Raw genomic sequence first — 20682 nt, forward strand, 5'->3', positions numbered from 1 at the left:
TTCTTAGTTGAATCTTTCTCTGTTTTTCTGTATCGTAACCTTAACAAAGGAAAAAATGATGAGGTGCCAAATGAAACGGAATTTTGAAGTGGAATTAACAACATTATGTATGATTAGAAATCAGAAAAATGAAATCCTTGTGCAAGAACGACAAAAAAAGGATTGGCCTGGTTGGACGTTCCCTGGCGGACATGTTGAAAAAAACGAGGGCATGGAAACAGCCATGGTTCGCGAACTCCTTGAAGAAACAGGATTAGTGCTGAAGCCACAATTAGTAGGTGTTGCAGAATGGCTGAATGATTGTTCAGGTGCGCGGGAATTAGCCACATTATTCATTGCAGAAACAGCGGATGAACTACCAGAAGAAACGGAACAACCCTTGTTTTGGGTCACTGAAAAAGAATTGCGAGAAGGTCCTTTAGCTGGCAGTTTAGCAGAACTTTTCCCAGTATTTTTTGGCGAAAAGCAATTTTATTTTAAAAATAATACAGCTTAATGATTCAAACCTAAAAGATTAAATCAATCCCATTTATTAAAAGAGAGGAAATCTAAAATTAAACATTGCTATTTATAAGCAATGTTTGCTATTCTTAATAAAAGGGAATTAATTTTTTATATAATGAGGGGGAAAAAGTGTGTTAAAAAGAAAAGTGGGGATTGTCGCAGGCGTTTTCTGTTCAGCTTTGTTACTGACAGGTTGTGGCAAAAGTGCGAAAGATGAGTTCATTCAAGGGATTGGCAATCAAAACGCACAAGAATCTGGGGTTTGGGATTTCTCTATGTCAATTAGTGACATGAAATTTTCACAAGAAGATAGTGCACAAACGAATCCTATGATTGGGATGCTCATCACGCAAATCAAAGACGCATCGCTTTCTGGGAAGATTCAAGTAGATGCCAAAAAAGAAAAAGCATTCAACTTAGAGATGAAATTAAAAGCGATGGGAATGGATGTACCGATTTCATTGGTTGGATCAGTAGATAACGAAGGCAAAGAGCCAAAACTCTATTTAGCAACAGATATGATGGAATATATTGTCGCTGTCGCAGACTCAATGACTGACGGTGCTATCGATAGTTCTCAGTTAGATACAGAAAAACTAAAAGGAAAATACATTGATCTTTTAGCCATGAACGAGGAAAGTACGAAAGAATGGCAAGATACAATCAAAGAGTATCAAGAATCGGAAAAAGAACGAAAACAGTCTGCTAAGGAATACAAAGAGTTTTTAGAAGGATTAGACAAGGATACGTTCGAGAAAAAAGGGGATACCATTACCCATACGTTTACAAAAAAAGAATTACAAAAGTTAATCAAAATTACGACAGAAACATCTGAAAAAGGTAAAGAACAAGATCCTTTCGAAAAAATCAAAGATGTTTCTGCCAAAGTTTCTGTTAATACAAAAGAAAATAAAACAAATATGTTGATTAATGTGAAACCGCAGCAAGACAAGAACGTTGACATGGGACTTGAATCATTATCTAGTAAAATTAGCATTACACAAAAAGCCAAAAAAGCGACGATTTCAATGCCTAAGAAAGAAAATATTTTATCAGAACAAGAAGTTGAAAAAATATTTTCCGATAGCACCTCTATGACAGGTCTATCGACTGAAGACACGACTGTTGCGATCAATCAATAACGCTGAATGACCAATAAAAACGGTCGCTCAAAAAAAGTAACGAAAGACCTAGCATGATTGGGATGCTAGGTCTTTTTTGAATAAAAAAACAGCATTTTAGTTTTCTTTGAATTATTGGTTGTTATTTTTGGTGGTGTAAACAGTTTAAAGTTAATACATTTGTTTTTGATTTAAATTCTACTGCTATTTTTAATCATTCTATTAAATAACAAATGTTTTCGAGTGTTTTTAAGCATTATTTTTGTTATGCAGAGTGGTTTTTTTATACAATGAGTATAATTTTAGATGAAGGAGTGTTTTAGGTGAAAAATCAACATTTAACTACGTCACAAGGAAGTCCAGTTGGCGATAATCAAAATTCGCTAACTGCAGGAGAATTTGGACCTGTCCTAATCCAAGACGTTCATTTATTAGAAAAATTAGCTCATTTTAATCGTGAGCGCGTGCCAGAACGGGTTGTTCATGCCAAAGGTGCTGGTGCTCATGGGATTTTCAAGGTGAGCCAATCAATGGCACAATATACTAAAGCCGATTTTTTATCTGAAGTTGGCAAAGAAACACCTTTATTCGCTCGTTTTTCAACTGTAGCTGGAGAGTTAGGTTCATCAGATACATTGCGTGATCCTCGCGGTTTTGCGCTTAAATTCTATACAGACGAAGGAAATTACGACTTAGTTGGCAATAATACGCCCATTTTTTTCATTCGTGATGCAATTAAGTTTCCAGATTTTATTCATAGCCAAAAAAGAAATCCACGGACGCATTTGAAAAGTCCAGAAGCTGTTTGGGATTTTTGGTCTCATTCACCTGAAAGCCTTCATCAAGTAACAATTTTAATGAGTGATCGTGGCATTCCGTTGTCGTTCCGTCATATGCATGGTTTTGGTAGCCATACATTCAAATGGGTCAATGCTGCTGGAGAAGTATTTTTTGTTAAATATCACTTCAAGACGAATCAAGGAATCAAAAATCTAGAGAGTCAATTAGCAGAAGAAATTGCTGGGAAAAACCCAGATTTCCATATTGAAGATTTGCATAATGCGATTGAAAATCAAGAATTTCCTTCTTGGACATTATCTGTGCAAATTATCCCGTATGCAGATGCGTTAACAATGAAAGAAACTCTTTTTGATGTAACAAAAACGGTTTCTCAAAAAGAGTATCCGCTGATTGAAGTTGGCACGATGACTTTAAATAGAAATCCAGAGAATTATTTTGCAGAGGTTGAACAAGTAACCTTTTCACCAGGGAATTTCGTTCCTGGTATTGAAGCTTCTCCAGATAAATTATTGCAAGGACGTTTGTTCGCTTATGGGGATGCACATCGTCATCGTGTGGGCGCTAATAGTCACCAATTGCCGATCAACCAAGCAAAAGCGCCTGTAAATAACTACCAAAAAGACGGCAATATGCGTTTTAACAATGGCAATAGCGAAATTAATTACGAACCAAATAGTTATACTGAAACACCAAAAGAAGATCCTAAGGCGAAAATTAGTTCCTTTGAAGTTGAGGGAAATGTTGGTAATTATAGCTATAATCAAGATCACTTTACACAAGCAAACGCTTTGTATAATTTGCTGCCAAACGAAGAAAAAGAAAACTTAATTAACAATATAGCGGCATCTTTAGGTCAAGTGAAAAATCAAGAAATCATCGCGCGTCAAATTGATTTGTTCACTAGAGTAAATCCAGAATATGGAGCACGTGTCGCACAAGCAATTAATCAACAAGCATAATTTATATAACGTACGTGACAAAACCAGTCTAGATAAACTAAAGACTGGTTTTGTTTGCTTTTCAATGCTTTTAACTCTACTTTGTATAATGTATATTATGTTAACTAGAATAGAATAAAAAACTTTAGACGATAAATTGCACTTCTCTTTCGACTAATTAATTTACCCAACTAACCTTACAAGTTGTTTGCTAAGCTAGTTGGGTTTACTGTTTATTGAAACGTTGGATTGTTCATTTCTTGATGAATTTCTTTGCTCGCTTCATATAGAAATAATGTTTGTTTTTTACTTGATGCATAATCGACAATGGGTTTTGGATAATTTTCTCCTAAATGTACATGATATTGCGTTTGTAAGGCTTCGTTCATTAGATTTGGTTGATGAATATACTTTTGTGGCACTTGCTTAAGTTCTGGAACATATTTTTTGATGAACTGGCCGTCATTATCAAATTTTTTTGACTGGATAATTGGATTAAAAATCCGAAAATACGGGACAGCGTCCGTTCCTGTCGAGGCAGCCCATTGCCAGCCACCAATATTATTGGCAGCATCATAATCAATCAACATTTTTTGAAAGTATTTTTCACCCCAACGCCAATCGATGTGTAAATTTTTAACTAAAAAAGAGGCAGTAATCATTCTTAAGCGGTTGTGCATCCAACCAGTTTGATTCAGTTGTCGCATTGCGGCATCAATTATAGGGTACCCCGTCTCCCCTTTTTGCCACTTGGCAAACATTTCTGGGTCATTTGTCCATTGAATATAACGAAATTTTTCTTGAATAGCTTCCTCTTTTTGTTGTGGAAACGCACTATAGATCATATTGTAAAAGTCGCGCCAAGCTAATTCTTTTTTGAAGGTTTCTTTACTTAAGCTAGAAGGCACAGATGCAAGCTCTTGCCAAATAGTGCGAATCGAAAGTTCTCCCGTTCTTAAAAAAGTAGACAGATGACTCGTTTGATCCTGATAAGGGAAATCACGCTTATTTTCATAGGATTGAAGTTTTTGATCAATAAAAGTATTTAAGCACCTTCTGGCTGTTTTTTCGCCGACACTATAGTGTGTTAAAGGAATCCTCGCAATCTGTTCACGATAAGCTGCTTCCTCTTCTGGAAAAAGACACGCACTAAAAATTTTTTCAGCTGTATAGGAAACAGGAATCGGGGTTTCTTTAGGCGCCTCTTTCCATTTATTGTAATAGGGCGTAAACACTTGGTACTTACTGCCATCGTTCTTCTTAATTTCTTCAGAGCCATGCAAATAGGCATCTTGAAAAGAGAAAGACTGAATATTATTTTCTTCAAAAAAGCGCATAGCTTGCTGGTCCCGCTTTGCCCCAAAGCCACAAGTATCTTCATTAAAATAAATGGCCTGCCAATCGGGTAATTTGCGTTTCAAACGTGAAAATAAATCTAATGGTTCGCCGACCATGATTTGTAAATGTGCCTCTTGATCGATTCGTTCTTTAAGCGAGGCTAAACTTGCAAAAAAAGCGTTATGATTAGCACTTTCTTGAATAAATTGTTGAGGATTCATTTGGAATAATAAAATCAATTCATCAGCTGCAGAATTTTGTAACGCGTGTGCTAATGCTTTATTATCCTGTAATCGTAAATCACGTCTAAACCACATTACTCTTTTCATTTTTAAATCCTCCTAAATACTTCGTCTTGCTTATCGTAACCGTGACTGCTGATTTTTAAAAGCAACTTGCCTAGACTTTTCAAAAAGCCGATAAAAACTGGGTTTTCAGCTTTTATCGGCTTTTTGATTAAATTAATAGGAAATATTAAAAGCTTTCATATCTTTCTCAATATATTGTAGGACTTCTGTATTGCCAAAAAATTGTGTAAAATAATAGGCTTGACGATAGTCATCGGCTGTGTCTTCCCCGAGCATTTGTTTATTAAAGGCTTTTTCATATAAAAGATAATCTAGCAAATAAATGGAGTGTTTGTCACGACAAATCTGAATCCCTTTTTCGCTTAAAATGACACTTTTTTGGTAGTCTTTCATTTCCGAGTAGAATTTAGCAGAATTATAATAAATTCTACAACGCTCCAAGGAACATTCTAATTTAAATTGTTCCAATTCTTGTAATGATTTTTCGTAATACACTTGCGCTTTTCTCATATCTTTTTCCAGTTCATATAGCGTACCTAGCGCATTCAGGCTTAAAATGTTGTAAATATTGACTTTACGGTCAATTTCCGCGCCCCGGTATAGGTAAAACAAGGCCTCTGCTTTATCTTTTTTTCCTAATAAACAAGTAATTCCCTTATAATATAACAATTTAGTCGTTAGTTCATTATTAGATAAGATAAGACCTTCAGGCACTTCTTGTAATAAATTGTAGGCCTCTAAGTGAAATAACCGTAAAGATAAATCCTCGACTTTGTTTAGTAGATTTTCAATTTTCTTTTCTTCAGAAATCATCATGCATTCTTCTACTTCTAAATCTAATCGGAGGCAAATAGATGAGAAAATATCTAAACTGTCACATAGATTACGGTTTTCAATATTACTAATTGTTGCTTGCGTACAGATGCCGTTAGCCAGCTCTGATTGTGTGATTTTTTTAAGTTTTCTCGCTTGTTTTATTTTGTCTCCTGCTACCTTCACGAACAGACCTCCACTTGTATTATTATGTAAATTCATTAAAAAATGTTATACTTTGATTATCAATTAAAGGAGGTACATGCTATGTTTGATTTACTTGCATTATTGACTGGAACATCAACTTATGGCAACGTTCCCCATGTTTAATTAGTCAATGCGTGCCAAGTATGGTCTTCCATACTTGGCATGTTTCCTTTAAAACTGACTCAATCATACTACAAACGGATAGACAAATACAACCGAAAATCATTGGTTTTTTATTAAGAAAAAGAACAGCAAGAAGTGATAACTACTTCTTGCTGTTCTTTTGTTTAGTTAGGTGTATTTAGATTTAAAATGATTTGTTCCGGCGTAATTTCATTATGATCTGACATCATTGGCTCTACGCTTAAATAACTTGAAGTATTTGTAATGATAACCATGACAGTTGAGTCAAGCCCAGCTTCTTTAATGGCTTTTCGATCGAACGTTCCTAAAAGATCTCCTTTTTTAACACGGTGACCTTGGGTTACTTGTGTCTGAAAGACCTCCTGCCCCAATGTGACAGTATCAATTCCTATATGAATTAATACTTCAGCTCCTGCGTCCGTTTGGATACCATAAGCGTGTCCAGTTTCTGCAACCAAGTTTAATAAACCATCTGCAGGCGCGTAAACCTTGTTCGCTGTTGGCATGATTGCTAAACCTTTGCCCATCATCTCGCTTGAAAATACCGGGTCATTAACAGCAGTAAGATTCATGGCGTAACCATTTACCGGAGAAAAAAGTTGTTCATCTAAGGTGTTATGTTGCATTTCAAAGACTTCGCGTTCTTCCTCTTCGATTACTTTATCTGAAATCAAAACCTCTTGCGGAATTGCAAATAGACTGGTTAATGCATAACATACACCGACAGATAAAAGTGCGACTAATAAATAGATCACTAATTGATGTGCACTATAGATATACATTAAGAAAGAAGGAATAACGGCTAATCCATAAGAATTTGATTGAATATGAAAAATAGCTAAAATTGCTCCGCCTAAACCTGATGTAAATAAAACACATAGCAGCGGTTTTAAGTTCCAACGAATAAGTAATCCAAATAACACAGGTTCACTAACTCCAAATAATTGAGACAACATAGAACCAATGGCTGTCGACTTCACTTTGCTATCTTGCGCTTTTTTCGCAAAAGCTAAACAACTGCCAACGTTGGCAAACCCATACATGGCACATATTGTAATCAATGCATTAAATCCTGTATTTGCTAATAATGATGTTTCTACCATAGTTAGTGTATGATGAATACCAATCAAAACCATTAAAGGATATGAGGCACCAATCACGAAACCACCTAATCCTAAGGGCAACCCAATCAACCATTGGACAACATCTACCATGCCTAACTCAACGGTATGCAAAATTGGGCCAATTCCGAGAATCATGATTAAAAAAGTAATTAACATAGTCATAAAGGGTGTAAAAATTTGATCAAGAATATTCGGCATCTTTTTTCGGAAAAAAAGTTCAGTCTTTGCGCCAATTATACCAGCAGCAATTGCACTTAAAACGGATCCTTGTGCACCGACAACTGGGATAAAACCAAAAGCCATAATAGCTTTCACGCCAGAATCTGGTGTTGCAACTGCATAAGCGTTTGGTAAAATGGGTGATACCATCATTAAACCAATAACAATCCCGATTACAGGCGTCGCATTAAATGCTTTAAAGGTAGACCAAACAATCAAAGCTGGCAAAAAGGCAAAGACGGTATCTGTAATGACAGAGACAATTTGTTGAAAGCTTTCAGGAATATTGGCTACACTTGCTCCGAATAATTGTAAAAAAGTATCGTTAAAAATAACACCTTTTAACCCTAGGAACAATCCTGTTGCTGCAATTACTGGAACAATTGGAATGAATATTTCACTTAAAATGCGCATTGTTTTGCGCATGCCCGTTTCATTATTTTTTAAAATTGCTGTTTGCTCTGCTTTTGACACAACATTGATTCCAAGTTTTTCTATTTCATCATACACTTTAGTCACAATACCAGTTCCTAAAATCACTTGGTATTGACCGCCATTATAAAAGACACCTTTTACTAAATCAATTTTTTCTAGTTGTTTACCATCTACTTGTTCGTGGTCCTTCAAAATAAAACGTAACCGCGTTTGACAATGGGTGACCGATATAATGTTATCCATACCGATTAATTGAATAATGTCTTTGGCTGCCTGCTGATAATTTTCTGCCATGTTATACTCCTCCTAGCTACTCATTTATAGTAATCAATAGTCCTTGATAGCTTTTTAATAATGTTCCCTGCTGAACTAATTGCTCTCGTTCTTCAGACTGTGTATCAAAAATAACTGTGCCATTAACTAAATAATGAGGGATTGGAACCGCCTCACCAAAATTAAAAAAGGCGTAAATCGTTTTTTCATTTAATTTGCGTTTATAAGCAATAACATTATCTGGAAGATTTGATAGTCCCTCAAATGTTCCATAAAGTAAGATGTCTGTATAGGGACTCTTTTGACGAAATGCAATCATCCGCTTATAGAAATGAAAAATACTTTGACTATTTTTTATTTCTGCTTCGGCATTGATTTCTTTATAATTATCCACCATTCCTAACCAAGGCTTGACGCTTGAAAAACCGCCATACATAGAATCATTCCATGGAAAAGGCGTGCGGGCATTGTCTCGACTACGCAAATTGACAAGTGACAAGGCTTCTTTGGGCGTAAATCCTTCTTTTATTGCTCGATAGTATTGATCAATGCTAGAAATATCATCGAATTCATCAATCGAACCCCTTTCAAAATTGGTCATTCCTAATTCTTGTCCTTGGTAAATAAAAGGCGTGCCCCTTAAAAAGAAATACATGGCGCCGAATGTTTTAACCGCATTTGGCTGTTGAGCCTGTTCTTTTAAATATTTCGTTGTCGCTCGAGGTTGATCATGATTTTCAATAAAATTTGCACTCCAACCAGCCTCTTGCATGGCTTCTTGCTGTTTGAAAATTAATGTGCGTAAATCATTCCAAGACCAATCGATTCTATAAAACCATTCGCTTCCTGATTTCACATCCAAATCAGCCCATTTGAAGTCAAAAATCATGTCGAAATACCCTGTTTCTCCAATAAATTCTGATAAATTTGGATAATTGACGCCGGCCGCTTCGGCAACTGTGACAATATCAAAGCCAGCAAAAGCTTTTTCTTTTAATTCGTTCAGAAAGTCACTCATTCCTGGCATGTTTCTACTAGCTTTTGTTACTTTGGCTAATTGATCTGCCCCATCAGCAGGTAAGTTTGTCCAAGTCAAATCTTTCTTAATAAAATTAATCGCATCTACACGAAAACCAGCAATTCCTTTGTTTAACCAAAAACGAATCATTTGATAGATTTCTTTGCGTAGTTCAGGATTTTCCCAATTTAAATCCGGCTGTTTTTTATGAAAGGCATGAAAGTAGTAGGCATCTTCCCCAGGTAATTTTTCCCAAACACTACCACCGAAGTTAGACCGCCAATTTGTAGGTGCTTCTCGTCCTTCTTTTATAATATAAAAGTCTCGAAAACGACTTTGAGGATTTTTTAAAACATCTTGAAACCAAGCATGTTCATCAGATGTATGGTTTACCACCAAATCTAAAATAACTTTTATGTTTCGTTTTTTTGCTTCTTCAATGAGTTCATCGAAGTCTGCCATTGTACCAAAATCGCTAGAAATACCATAATAGTCTGAAATATCATATCCATTGTCAGCCATTGGCGACGGGTACATTGGACTCAGCCAAATCAGCGTAATTCCTAAATTTTCTAAGTAATCCATTTTTTGAATAATGCCTTGTAAATCACCAATTCCGTCATTATTACTATCCGAAAAGCTACGTGGATAAATTTGATAGGCCACTTCTTTTTGCCACCAATTTCTGTTCATTCTGGTTCTCCTCACTCTTAAACTAGTCCTGTTAATTTTTTCTGTAACCGTTTTTACATTTTGTATGATACTCGTTTTTGCGTAATATGTCAAACGTTTATCATAAATAAATGTAAATTATAATATTCTTTTGATTTAAATAGATTCATATATGTTATACGTTTGACTTTTTTATGATTTGTTTATACTATTAGACTAACTACTATTTTCTAATAAAGGAGACATTACTTATGTCAAGCATCATGAACCAATGGACGGATGAATTACGTTATGCGCCTTATTCTTCTTGGACATCTGCTCACCTCGAAAATCTAACTTCTATTATCGCGCAATCTAGTTGGCGTTTTAAGTATCATATTCAACCACAGACAGGACTACTAAATGATCCCAACGGTTTTTCGTATTTCAATAACCAGTGGCATTTATTTTATCAAGCGTTTCCTTTCGGGAGTGTTCACGGACTAAAAAGTTGGGCCCACTTAACTTCCTCCGACTTAATTCACTGGGAGTATGAAGGAATTGCCCTTTCTCCCGACTCTGAATATGATTCTCACGGCGTCTATTCAGGTTCAGCTTTACCAATAGATAACCAACTATGTTTATTTTATACAGGGAATGTTCGTGATCAAGCTTGGCAACGATTTGCATATCAAAATATTGCATGGCTGAATTCTTTAGGTGCGATCACAAAGGAATCAACACCATTCCTACCTATTGACCCCAATTATTCTTCCCATTTTCGTGATCCGATGGTATTTCCTTATCAAGAAGGACTTGTTTTATTAATTGGTGCTAGTGATTTAAATGGACAAGGAAAAATTGTGGTCTATTTTTCTAAAGATCGAAATGTACACAATTTCCATCAACTTGGCGAATTGACGTTCACCGACCAAGAATTAGGCTACATGGTTGAATGCCCCAATTTGGTATTTATTGATGGCCAGCCTGTCTTATTATTTTGCCCACAAGGTCTATCTCCATCCGTAAAAAGTTATCAGAATATCTATCCGAATATGTACACATTGGCCGAAACGTTTGATTTGGAGAATCTTTCTTTAGTTCAGGCTGGGCCTTTTGAAAATTTAGATGAAGGATTTGATGTCTACGCCACTCAAGCCTTTAATGCGCCAGATGGTCGTGCACTTGCGGTCAGTTGGATTGGGTTGCCAGAAATCACTTACCCAAGTGATGTGGAGGGTTGGGCAAATGGCTTAAGTCTGGTTAAAGAACTCACAATTCACAACGGGAAACTATTTCAATATCCAGTTTCTGAAACAGAAATGCTTCGTCAATCCGCCACTACTTTATCAAATGGCTGCCATTTTTTATCTACTGCTTCTTTTGAATTAGAAGTGGATATTCCCAAAAATGAGATTGCTTTTATTCGGCTTTTAGCGAACGAAACAGGTTCAAAAGGACTTTTAATTACAATTGATACGATTCATGGTAAAATAACCCTTGATCGAACATTTGCTGGCCAACCTTTTGCTGAAAAGTATGGCACAATTCGTGAAACTAAAATTAGGAAAAATAAGTCAGTTCAGTTAACTATTTTTGTTGATTGCTCTGTTGCAGAAATCTATGTAAATAAAGGTGAAAAAACGATGACTGGTCGCTTCTTTCCAGATAAAGCGCAACGGTATCTTCATCTATCCAAGACGGCAAAAGCTTGTTTTTATGAGCTGGAAAATACGAATAATTAGGAATGATGGTGAATTTTGATGGTGGTTAAATTAACGGATGTAGCAAAGCTTGCTGGGGTGAGCCCGACAACGGTGAGCCGCGTGATTAATAATTATGGTTATCTTAGTCAAAAAACAATTGATAAAGTTCATCAAGCGATGGAAGAATTAAATTATCAACCTAATGGATTAGCCAGAAGCCTCCAAGGAAAAAGTACGCAGCTGATTGGTTTAGTCTTCCCTTCTGTTAGTCATCCATTTTTTGGTGAATTAATTGAAACACTGGAAAGAAAGCTCTTTGTTCAAGGATATAAAGTGATTTTATGTGATAGTGAAAAAGATCCAGAAAAAGAGCGCGCCTATTTACGAATGCTCGCTGCAAATAAAGTGGACGGTGTAATCACTGGTAGCCATAACTTAGCTATTAACGAATATGAAAATGTTTCACTACCTATTGTTTCCTTTGACCGTTTCTTGGCACCTGGCATTCCAATTGTCTCTTCGCAAAACTTTCAAGGTGGCCAAAAAGCCACTGAAGCCTTATTTGCAAGTGGTGCACAAAAGATTGCAATTATTACTGGTGCTAATAACACAGGCGCACCTAGCGATTATCGATTGGCTGGTTATAAACAAACGATGGAAAAATATGGCGCAGAAAAAACGATTCTACAAATTGATAATGGAACCTCTACAACATTAAAAAATCTAGAAATCGAACGTTTGCTTCAAAATAAAACTGTAGACGGCATCTTTTGTACCGATGATTTGACAGCAATTACAGTTATGAATATTGCTCAAAAATTGAAGATAGCCATTCCTGAAGAATTAAAAGTAATTGGTTATGATGGGACAAAATTAATCAAAAGAATTGCTCCACAACTATCAACCATTGTGCAGCCAATCGACGAGATGTGTGACGTTATGATTGACTTACTGCTTCGTAGAATGAAGGATCCTGATGTTGCACTCGAGGAAAATTATCCTATTCCGATTCAGCTATCATTGTCTGAATCCTGTTAAAAAAGACACCTGAAAAGGTGTCTTTTTTTATTCTTAATTCCTCATTTGCCTATTTTCCCTTAATTCCAAAGTACAGAGATTAAATAATACAACAACATGATCCCTACAAATACACCGAGCATTAGTAAAACATACCACCAATTTTTGGCGCTATAGGTTTCATTTTTATCTTTTTCGGTTCGTTTCCCGGCAGCCCATTTCCATAAATCGTAATTATTCATCTCTCTCACCACCTTTAATGGGTTTATTAACTTAAATCTAACACGGAATGACAGAACTTGAAAACAAAAGGATCACCCGCGTATGCAATGGATGATCCTTTTTGGGCACTATTCTTCTGGTAACCCATTATTTTTAATTACTGATTGGTACCAATAAAAACTATCTTTTTTAATGCGTCGTAAATCTTTTAACTCATGGTCTTCACGATTGACGTAAATAAAACCGTAGCGTTTTTTGAATCCTTGATGAGAACTTAAAATATCCATGACCGACCAAGGGCAATAGCCAAACAACTCAACACCGTCAGAAATAGCCGCATGACAAGCAGCAATATGATCATGCAAATACGCAATTCGATAGTCATCATGAACTTTTCCGTCCTCTGTTAGGTGATCGGGTGTGCCTAAACCGTTTTCTGTAATGATTAATGGCAAACGGTATTGACGATAATAATCATTTAAAACTAAACGTAGACCAGTTGGATCAATTTGGGCACCATACTTAGAGGTTTTTAAATGTTGATTTTTTTCGATTTTAAAATAACCGTATAGATCAAAATCAATGTCCTTTTCTTTCGTACCCAATGGGTGTTGCTCATCTGTCGGTAAATAGCTAGCGACTAACGTCCGATAATAATTAAGAGCGATAAAATCTGGTTTAGCGGCTTTCAAAATTGCTTGATCTTCTGGCTGTGTTTCGGGATAAATGCCGCATTTGGTCAAATACTCTTGATAGTAACCTGGGTATTCGCCAAAACAATACATTTCTAGAGCGTAATTCGTTTTAAAGTTATCATTCATACGAGCCGCCCAAACATCTTCAGGCTTATTAGAACTAGGATAAGTCATCGTTGAGGAAACAGAGGGACCGACTTTTCCCCCAGCGACCAATTGGTGACAATCATTCGTCGCTAACGCATGGGCAACAAACATATGGTAATCCATTTGTGCACGAATTTTTTCATTATTTTCTGGTGCAACATCGTACATATTCATTCGTTCATCGACACGAATCATTAAGTTTTGTTCGTTTGTAACTTGCCAATTTTTGACTCGATCACCAAACGCTTGATAACAAACTTGCGCATAGCGTTGAAATGCAGAAACGCAGCGACGATCAACCCAACCATTGTATTTTTCCACCAATGCAAAAGGTAAATCAAAATGATAAAGTGTGACAAACGGCAAAATATCGTTTTCTAAAAGTGTATCAATGACAGCATTATAAAAATCGATGCCGGCTTGATTGATTTCGCCATCACCTGTTGGAATGATTCGTGCCCATGAAAGAGAAAAACGATAGGTTTTTAAGCCTAATTCTTTCATTAACGCAATGTCCTCTTTGAAACGATGGTAAAAATCGCTGGCGACTTTCGTATCTGCTTGTACAGCTGACTTTTTAAAAGAATTGTAATCAGCGACTGTTAGGCCTTTGCCGTCCTCATTCCAAGCGCCCTCAATTTGAAAAGCGGATGAAGAAGCGCCCCATAAAAAATCGTTCTTAAATTGTTTAACCATTAGTTTTGCTCCTTTACTTGCATGAAAAATAAATTTGTTTGTGGTGTAATCTCTGTTTGTTTGGTTGTCTCAATTACAGCCATTTCCGCAGTATTTGTTACGATGACTAAGACGGTTGGATCATAACCAGCAGCTTGGATGATTTGTTTATCAAAAGAGAGCAGTTTTTGTCCTAGTCTGACCCTTTCTCCTACTTTTACGAACGTTTCAAATCCCCGCCCTTTTAATTCGACTGTATTGATTCCAATGTGAAGGAGGATTTCAGCACCATTGTCTAACTTTAAGCCAATTGCATGATGAGTTGGATATAAAGCCGTCACTTGCCCATTTCCTGGTGAAACAATTTGTTCCTCTGTCGGATAAATAGCTAGCGTTTTTCCCATTTGTTGAGAAGCAAAGACTTCATCGTTGATTTGGTCTAAAGATACGAGTTGTCCTTGAACAGGTGCTTGAATCCGTTGTTTTTCTTTGACTGTCCCTGCCTCTGTCTTTAAGCCGGGTTCTTGACGTGACTCGTCAAGCGGTAAATCATTAAAGCCTAGAAAAATCGTTAATAGAAATGCACCAAAAAAAGCAATGCCACAACCTAATAAATAACAAATAAAGGCTTTGGTTCCTGCTTCTGCGTAAACTGGGATGGTCAAGAGTCCTTGGTTAGCGAAGGCTGTCCCGTAGGAACCGCCCCAGCCCATTAAGGCCCCGCCTGCTGCTCCGCTAGCCACCGCATAAATCATCGGTTTTTTTAGCCGCAAGTTTGCACCATAAATGGCTGGTTCTGTGATACCAAATAATGCAGTCACTGTTGCAGAGGCAGCAACAGCTTTCAAGTCTTTATTTTTTGTGCGGACAAACACGCCAAATGCGGCGCCCGCTTGAGAAAAGTTCGCTGCACCAGCAAACGCTAGCAAATTTTGCCGTCCTGTTCGAGCGACATCATTAATCCCAATTGGCACAAGCCCACGGTGAGCCCCAAAAATGACTAAGACACACCAAATTCCGCCGATAAAACCGCCTAACAAGATGGGACTAAAATTCATTATATAATAATACAACCAATTCACGCCGTCGCCTAAATAAATCCCTATCGGTCCAAATAATAATAAAGTGGCTGGAATCATTAAAAGTAATGACAGCGTAGGAACCATAATAATTTTTAGAACTTCTGGAATGACTTTTTCCAAAAAGCGTTGCACATAAGCTAACATAAAAATTGCAAGAATAATAGGAATTACTGTGGAAACATAATTGGCTTTGGTCACATGTAATCCAAACAAGGTAACCGCTGATTCTTCAGTCATTAATGAAACGATGGTTGGATAACATAAGGTGGCACCAATTACCATGGCGATATATTCGTTTGTTTTGAAAACCTTAGCAGCTGAATAACCTAAAATAACTGGCATAAAATAAAAAAGTGCATCGGAAGCGGCGCTTAAAATAATATACGTATTCAAAGGTTTTAAATCGACCTGGTAAAAATTGTTTGCGACCATCACAGCAATAGCTAGAATTCCTTTTAACATGCCAGAAGCGGCAATTGCTGGTACGACAGGTGTGAAAATCGCGGCAACAGTATTTAAAATTCGATTACCTAATGAATTTTTTTCTTTTGTAGATGTTTTGGTCGTAAGTTGCTGAGCCAACAAAGGTTCTAGAGCATTATAAACATGCGCGACTTTATTGCCTAAAACCACTTGATACTGCCCGCCACTTTCAACAACAGAAATGACACCTTCTGTTTGTAGTAAGGCTTCTTTGTTCGCTTGTTTCGTATCTTTCAATACGAAACGCAATCGTGTATAACAATGTGTGACATCCACGATATTGTCTTTGCCACCTACGTCTTTCAAAATTTCTTTTGCTATTGCTTGGTAGTCCATGGTGACCACTCCTTATCTATAAAATAACAGCTCAATAAAAAAGACCAAATCACACATGCACGTTTCAGCAAACACACTCAATATTTGCTCGTCGTGAATGTCCCTTTGATCTGATCTACGTAATAACTATGTTTCTCACGATAGAATAGCTGATTGAATTTATTTTTAATTTACCATTATTTAGAGGGATTATCAATGAATTAGGTAGACCACTTCAGTGTTTTGTTACTAAAATCAGCAGTGAAAATAGTAGTTTACTACATTCACTGCTGATTTATTGATTACAAGACTGGTGACAACAAGCGTGAAAAGTTTTGCTTGAAGCGTAGCCAGTACCCTTGTTTTTTAATTATCTCGTCGGTTAGTAAGACACTTTTTTCTATATCTTCTTCAAAGACTTGCGCTAACATCCACGCAATGTCGGGATTGTAAATAAACGTACTTACCTCAAAATTCAATGAATAACTGCGAATATCTTGGTTTGTTGTCCCAACCATAGCTAATTCATCATCAATTACCATTGTTTTTGCATGAATAAACCCACTATCATAAATATAAATTTTAATGCCGCGTTTGTGTAAGTAATTCGCGTAATATTGTGTTGCGCGGTAAATAAAGGGATGGTCAGGCATGCAAGGAATCATAATTCGCACGTCGACACCTGAACGAACCGCCACTAACAACGCATTAATCATACTATCGTCAGGGATTAAATACGGTGTTTGAATCCAGACACTCTTTTCTGCAGAAAAAATCATCCGAACAAACCCGCTTTTCAAAATTTCTTCTTCTGAATCAGGACCATCTGAAACAACTTGTAAGGACAAATGCTCCACTTCATGATCTTCTGGTAATTTAAAATATTTTTCATGATACGTCATACGTTCTTCAGGATATTTGACTGAAGCATTCCAATCCATGATAAATATCTCTTGCAATGAAAATACGGCCGTCCCGACCAAACGAATATGGGTATCTCGCCAGTAACCAAATTTTTCGGTGACATTCAAATATTGATCCCCGACATTGAACCCGCCGGTCCAGCCAATTTTCCCATCAATGACAACAATTTTCCGATGCAAGTGATAATTTAGACGTGTTTTACGAATCATATCGCGAGAAGTAATAAAGGGAGCTACTTTTCCTCCAGCGTCAACGTAACGAGCAAAAAACTTTTTATTTGCGCCGGGTGAACCCCAAGGATCGTAAATTAAGTAAACTTCCACGCCTTCATGCAACTTTTCGATTAATACATCTAAAAATTGATTGCCAATTGTGTCATTAAAAAACGCATAATACTCCACATGAACAGTTTCTTTCGCTGCACGAATATCTTCAAATAATGCTTGGAATTTTTCTTGGCCATCTGTAAATAATTGCAAACTATTTCTTTTGGCCAACGGTGATGCGTCCATATTCCGGAAATAACGATTTAAAACTTTCGCATCATAAAGTAAATCATAACGTTTATCGCGCCCTGCTTTTTTGTTATCAACGTCCACTTTTTCTTTAATTCGTTGAACCATTTGTTTTTCATCATCAGACAATTTAAAAACTTCTTGTCCATCGATACCTCGCCCACAGAATAAGTAAATAATAAAGCCGATACCAGGCAAGAAAATCAACGTCATCATCCATGCTAAAACGCTGGAAATACTACGAGGTTTTCTAAAAACAGTAATTAAGGCAGCAATAACGTTAATTACTAATAAAAATAACAAAATCCAAACAAAAATTTTCATCGCTTACCTCCTTCTTACTTCATACTAAGATTATATCAAATAACAGTTAAATTAGGCGAATAATATGAGCGAGTATTCAAAAAAGAATTCATTTCTATAAGTGTTTCGCCTTTGATTCTCAGTTTTTCTGTACTATAATGAGGGCTGGATGTAAAGATTTTGAAAAGAGGTACTTATTTTATGGTCGTTGATTTGAAAATGTTAGCTATGATTTTTATCATTAATTTTGCGTATATTACCTTAAATACTATTCGTTTTATGTTAACGATGAAAGGTTATCGGGTTATTGCACCGCTGGTTAGTATGGCTGAAATAACAATTTATGTCTTAGGGCTGAGTATGGTTCTGAATCGGTTAGACAATCCTTTAAATTTACTTGTTTATGCGCTTGGTTACGCTGTTGGCATTAGTGTAGGAATTAAAATCGAAGACTATTTGGCCTTGGGTTATATTATGGTATCGGTTATCCTCCCTTCTACTACTGAACAATTTCATTTACCAGAAACACTTCGTGAACACGGCTATGGTGTTACGCAAAGTGTCGCCTACGGACGTGAAGGAGAACGAATGGTTTTAGAAATTCTTTCCCCAAGAAAAAACGAACGTACATTGTACAAATTAATCAATCAATTAGAGCCGAGAGCATTTATCATTTCCTATGAGCCTAAGTTCATTTCCGGTGGCTTTTGGACGAAAAAAGTTCGCAAAAGAAATGACGCCATTTCTCACTAAGAAGCGGCGTCATTTCTTGTTATTGATTTTTAGTTTACATAATAAAATTATCGTAACTTTAATTTATTCTAAGATAACTTAGAGAGTTCGTACCTAGTTGCTCAATCAATTGTTGCATAAAAACTAAGCGTTCGATGGCCGATCGGTTAGCAATTTTTTCATAATAAAATGCTAGAATATCCGACTGTGCTTCTAAAGGCTCAGCTTGTTCCGTTGCTACTGGTAAAAGGAGTTTTAAGTGGTCCTGGTCAATCGTAATCACTTGGGTCAAGTGCAAACTTTCTTGAAAAATATTAGGCACAGTACTGACTTTGCGGCCTCGCAGAGCTTGTTTAATGACTCTTCTCGCTTGCGAAAGATAGTATTCAGGATTTACGTCCCCTAGCAAGTCATATAAAGCGCTGAAGGCTTCTGGCAAGGCTTCCTCTTTGCCCAAATAATCAAAATAACGAGGCATTGTTGGAACCTCTGTCTTTTCTTTTTCAAGCGTAATTATAGATAGTTGTGCCGAGGCCAATCTTTGTTTTTGATAAAATGAGGGGTCACCGCTCACGCCAAAAAAATAGTCTTCCTCTTCTGGAAACACTTGTGGCCAAAAAGATTCAGCTAGCCAAAATAATTGCTCTGTTACAGTTCCTTTAAATTTAGGAAGTTCGTCTTCAGCCAAGGGCAAACTCGCAACTTCAGCTGCCGTATAAATAGGAAAATTCAAACGATATTGACGATTTTCCCGAATGATTAACTGACAATCAATCATTTCTGATAAAAATTGTTCTAACTTGGCTTCTGTTGCAAAGGCCGCTTTTAATTGTCTTAAAATGATTCTTTCTTCCCGATGTTCATACATAAAAGTAACAAGAGGGAAAAAAAGTGATTGGTTGAGCAAATGATTGTATTGTTTCGTTTGTTGCGGAGAATGATAGTAAATTGCTAAATCATTCATGTTAACGCCCCTTTACTATTGAAGCGCCTAAGCAACAAGGAATTTATCGCGTTGCTTAGGCGCTTACGGTTTTAGTTAAAGACTTCTGTTAATTGTGGTACTACTTGTTTTTTACGAGAAACAACGCCGGGTAAGAACGCACGATTGTTAACTAATGTTACATTGAACGCTGCTTCAATTTTGGCTTGTTCCGCACCAATCGCTAATAATTCAGAATCACTGTCTAGGATATTCGTAATAATTAAGACAAACAAGTCATAATTATTGGCTGCATTTTCTGCGGCCATAGCTGCTTCTAATTCAGCTTGACGATCTAAAACTTCTGCTAAGTCGACGGTATTTACTTGGGCAACGCGAACTGTTTTGCCGTTCATTGGGAAGCTCTTAGCATCTAAATCTAAAAGAACTTCAGCTGATTTATCGCTTAAATTTGTTCCTGCTTTTAATAAGTCAAGACCATAGCCTTCTAAATTAATTTCAGCAATATCAGCTAGGGCGTGCGCTGCATCGATGTCTTCTTGTGTGCAAGTTGGTGATTTAAATAATAATGTATCAGAAATAATCGCTGAGACCATCATACCAGCAATTTGAGCTGGAATTGTCACGTTATTTTCTTTAAACATTTTATAGATGATTGTACTGGTACACCCTACTGGTTCTGCACGATAATACAATGGATCTGCTGTTTCGAAGTTGGCAATCCGGTGATGATCCACTACTGCTAAAATGTTTACTTCAGCGATATCTGAAATGCTTTGTTGGAATTCGTTATGATCCACTAACATGACTTGGTTTGTTTCGCTAGCTGCTTCAGTGACAACACGTGGTGCTTCAATATTGAAGTAATCTAAGGCATATTGTGTTTCTTCACTTGGTGTTCCTAAAGCGACAGCTTCTGTCTCTTTTCCTAATTCTTTTTGTAAGTAAGCAAAACTAATTGCTGCTCCGATAGCATCTGTATCAGGATTTTGGTGTCCAAAAACTAAAATTTTTGACATAATACACACT

General features: G+C 36.7%; 16 protein-coding genes. 6 read left to right on the top strand and 10 right to left on the bottom strand.

Annotation, left to right across the window (positions count from 1 at the left end; genetic code table 11):
* Positions 1 to 70 precede the first annotated feature (70 nt).
* From IGJ46_RS06305 to IGJ46_RS06315, 3 genes are all read left to right on the top strand, one after another.
* Positions 71 to 496 (top strand): 8-oxo-dGTP diphosphatase, encoded by a 426-nt coding sequence (locus IGJ46_RS06305; protein WP_002394459.1) that lies wholly within the window; start codon positions 71 to 73, stop codon positions 494 to 496.
* A 139-nt stretch (positions 497 to 635) separates the two neighbouring features.
* Entirely contained in the window at positions 636 to 1646 is a 1011-nt protein-coding gene (locus tag IGJ46_RS06310; protein ID WP_002389351.1) for a hypothetical protein, read from the top strand.
* A gap of 302 nt (positions 1647 to 1948) precedes the next feature.
* On the top strand, positions 1949 to 3385 hold the full coding sequence (locus IGJ46_RS06315; protein ID WP_002361838.1) for a catalase: 1437 nt from the start codon (positions 1949 to 1951) through the stop codon (positions 3383 to 3385).
* A 212-nt stretch (positions 3386 to 3597) separates the two neighbouring features.
* On the opposite strand, the gene IGJ46_RS06320 is transcribed toward IGJ46_RS06315, so the two are convergent.
* The 4 genes from IGJ46_RS06320 to IGJ46_RS06335 all read right to left on the bottom strand — a co-directional run bounded on the left by IGJ46_RS06320 (position 3598) and on the right by IGJ46_RS06335 (position 9936).
* Positions 3598 to 5031: a cryptochrome/photolyase family protein gene (locus tag IGJ46_RS06320; RefSeq protein WP_002371135.1), complete on the bottom strand. Its 1434-nt coding sequence runs from the start codon at positions 5029 to 5031 to the stop codon at positions 3598 to 3600.
* Positions 5032 to 5163: 132 nt separating this feature from the next.
* Positions 5164 to 6045: a helix-turn-helix domain-containing protein gene (locus tag IGJ46_RS06325; RefSeq protein ID WP_002363971.1), complete on the bottom strand. Its 882-nt coding sequence runs from the start codon at positions 6043 to 6045 to the stop codon at positions 5164 to 5166.
* A 272-nt stretch (positions 6046 to 6317) separates the two neighbouring features.
* Complete coding sequence (locus IGJ46_RS06330) at positions 6318 to 8246, bottom strand: sucrose-specific PTS transporter subunit IIBC (protein WP_002365674.1); 1929 nt, start codon at positions 8244 to 8246, stop codon at positions 6318 to 6320.
* Between the two features lie 16 nt (positions 8247 to 8262).
* The gene (locus IGJ46_RS06335) at positions 8263 to 9936 is read right to left on the bottom strand and encodes a glycoside hydrolase family 13 protein (protein WP_002385902.1); all 1674 of its coding nucleotides are present in this window, start codon (positions 9934 to 9936) and stop codon (positions 8263 to 8265) included.
* 242 nt (positions 9937 to 10178) lie between these two features.
* Between IGJ46_RS06335 and IGJ46_RS06340 the strand changes: the two genes are divergently transcribed.
* A complete protein-coding gene (locus IGJ46_RS06340; RefSeq protein ID WP_002403175.1) occupies positions 10179 to 11639 on the top strand; it encodes a sucrose-6-phosphate hydrolase in 1461 nt (486 codons plus the stop codon).
* Between the two features lie 18 nt (positions 11640 to 11657).
* A complete protein-coding gene (locus tag IGJ46_RS06345; RefSeq protein WP_002366709.1) occupies positions 11658 to 12638 on the top strand; it encodes a LacI family DNA-binding transcriptional regulator in 981 nt (326 codons plus the stop codon).
* Positions 12639 to 12697: 59 nt separating this feature from the next.
* Here IGJ46_RS06345 and IGJ46_RS06350 read toward each other — a convergent pair whose 3' ends face one another.
* From IGJ46_RS06350 to cls, 4 genes are all read right to left on the bottom strand, one after another.
* The gene (locus tag IGJ46_RS06350) at positions 12698 to 12859 is read right to left on the bottom strand and encodes a hypothetical protein (protein ID WP_002361843.1); all 162 of its coding nucleotides are present in this window, start codon (positions 12857 to 12859) and stop codon (positions 12698 to 12700) included.
* A gap of 108 nt (positions 12860 to 12967) precedes the next feature.
* Positions 12968 to 14377 carry a glycoside hydrolase family 1 protein gene (locus tag IGJ46_RS06355; protein WP_002371128.1) on the bottom strand — a complete coding sequence of 470 codons (1410 nt, stop codon included), beginning with the start codon at positions 14375 to 14377 and terminating at the stop codon, positions 12968 to 12970.
* Complete coding sequence (locus tag IGJ46_RS06360; RefSeq protein ID WP_002371126.1) at positions 14377 to 16257, bottom strand: beta-glucoside-specific PTS transporter subunit IIABC; 1881 nt, start codon at positions 16255 to 16257, stop codon at positions 14377 to 14379. Before IGJ46_RS06360 ends, IGJ46_RS06355 begins: the two co-directional genes overlap by 1 nt.
* A gap of 281 nt (positions 16258 to 16538) precedes the next feature.
* Positions 16539 to 17999, bottom strand: a complete 1461-nt coding sequence (gene cls / locus IGJ46_RS06365; protein WP_002371124.1) for a cardiolipin synthase — start codon at positions 17997 to 17999, stop codon at positions 16539 to 16541.
* Between the two features lie 180 nt (positions 18000 to 18179).
* Between cls and IGJ46_RS06370 the strand changes: the two genes are divergently transcribed.
* Positions 18180 to 18731 carry a DUF2179 domain-containing protein gene (locus IGJ46_RS06370; RefSeq protein WP_002361848.1) on the top strand — a complete coding sequence of 184 codons (552 nt, stop codon included), beginning with the start codon at positions 18180 to 18182 and terminating at the stop codon, positions 18729 to 18731.
* 58 nt (positions 18732 to 18789) lie between these two features.
* Here IGJ46_RS06370 and IGJ46_RS06375 read toward each other — a convergent pair whose 3' ends face one another.
* Positions 18790 to 19674, bottom strand: coding sequence for a DUF1803 domain-containing protein (locus IGJ46_RS06375; protein ID WP_002371123.1), 885 nt, complete (start codon positions 19672 to 19674; stop codon positions 18790 to 18792).
* Between the two features lie 71 nt (positions 19675 to 19745).
* A complete protein-coding gene (locus tag IGJ46_RS06380; protein ID WP_002360265.1) occupies positions 19746 to 20672 on the bottom strand; it encodes a manganese-dependent inorganic pyrophosphatase in 927 nt (308 codons plus the stop codon).
* Positions 20673 to 20682 lie beyond the last annotated feature (10 nt).

This window comes from Enterococcus sp. AZ120, assembly GCF_050546165.1.
Taxonomy (GTDB): domain Bacteria; phylum Bacillota; class Bacilli; order Lactobacillales; family Enterococcaceae; genus Enterococcus; species Enterococcus faecalis.

Bases quoted from the DNA above. Each gene is read 5' to 3' on its own strand.
- IGJ46_RS06305 (WP_002394459.1), top strand. From the start codon at position 71: ATGAAACGGAATTTTGAAGTGGAATTAACAACATTATGTATGATTAGA.
- IGJ46_RS06320 (WP_002371135.1), bottom strand. From the start codon at position 5,031: ATGAAAAGAGTAATGTGGTTTAGACGTGATTTACGATTACAGGATAAT.
- IGJ46_RS06325 (WP_002363971.1), bottom strand. From the start codon at position 6,045: ATGAATTTACATAATAATACAAGTGGAGGTCTGTTCGTGAAGGTAGCA.
- IGJ46_RS06330 (WP_002365674.1), bottom strand. From the start codon at position 8,246: ATGGCAGAAAATTATCAGCAGGCAGCCAAAGACATTATTCAATTAATC.
- IGJ46_RS06335 (WP_002385902.1), bottom strand. From the start codon at position 9,936: ATGAACAGAAATTGGTGGCAAAAAGAAGTGGCCTATCAAATTTATCCA.
- IGJ46_RS06340 (WP_002403175.1), top strand. From the start codon at position 10,179: ATGAACCAATGGACGGATGAATTACGTTATGCGCCTTATTCTTCTTGG.
- IGJ46_RS06345 (WP_002366709.1), top strand. From the start codon at position 11,658: ATGGTGGTTAAATTAACGGATGTAGCAAAGCTTGCTGGGGTGAGCCCG.
- IGJ46_RS06350 (WP_002361843.1), bottom strand. From the start codon at position 12,859: ATGAATAATTACGATTTATGGAAATGGGCTGCCGGGAAACGAACCGAA.
- IGJ46_RS06355 (WP_002371128.1), bottom strand. From the start codon at position 14,377: ATGGTTAAACAATTTAAGAACGATTTTTTATGGGGCGCTTCTTCATCC.
- IGJ46_RS06360 (WP_002371126.1), bottom strand. From the start codon at position 16,257: ATGGACTACCAAGCAATAGCAAAAGAAATTTTGAAAGACGTAGGTGGC.
- cls (WP_002371124.1), bottom strand. From the start codon at position 17,999: ATGAAAATTTTTGTTTGGATTTTGTTATTTTTATTAGTAATTAACGTT.
- IGJ46_RS06370 (WP_002361848.1), top strand. From the start codon at position 18,180: ATGGTCGTTGATTTGAAAATGTTAGCTATGATTTTTATCATTAATTTT.
- IGJ46_RS06375 (WP_002371123.1), bottom strand. From the start codon at position 19,674: ATGAATGATTTAGCAATTTACTATCATTCTCCGCAACAAACGAAACAA.
- IGJ46_RS06380 (WP_002360265.1), bottom strand. From the start codon at position 20,672: ATGTCAAAAATTTTAGTTTTTGGACACCAAAATCCTGATACAGATGCT.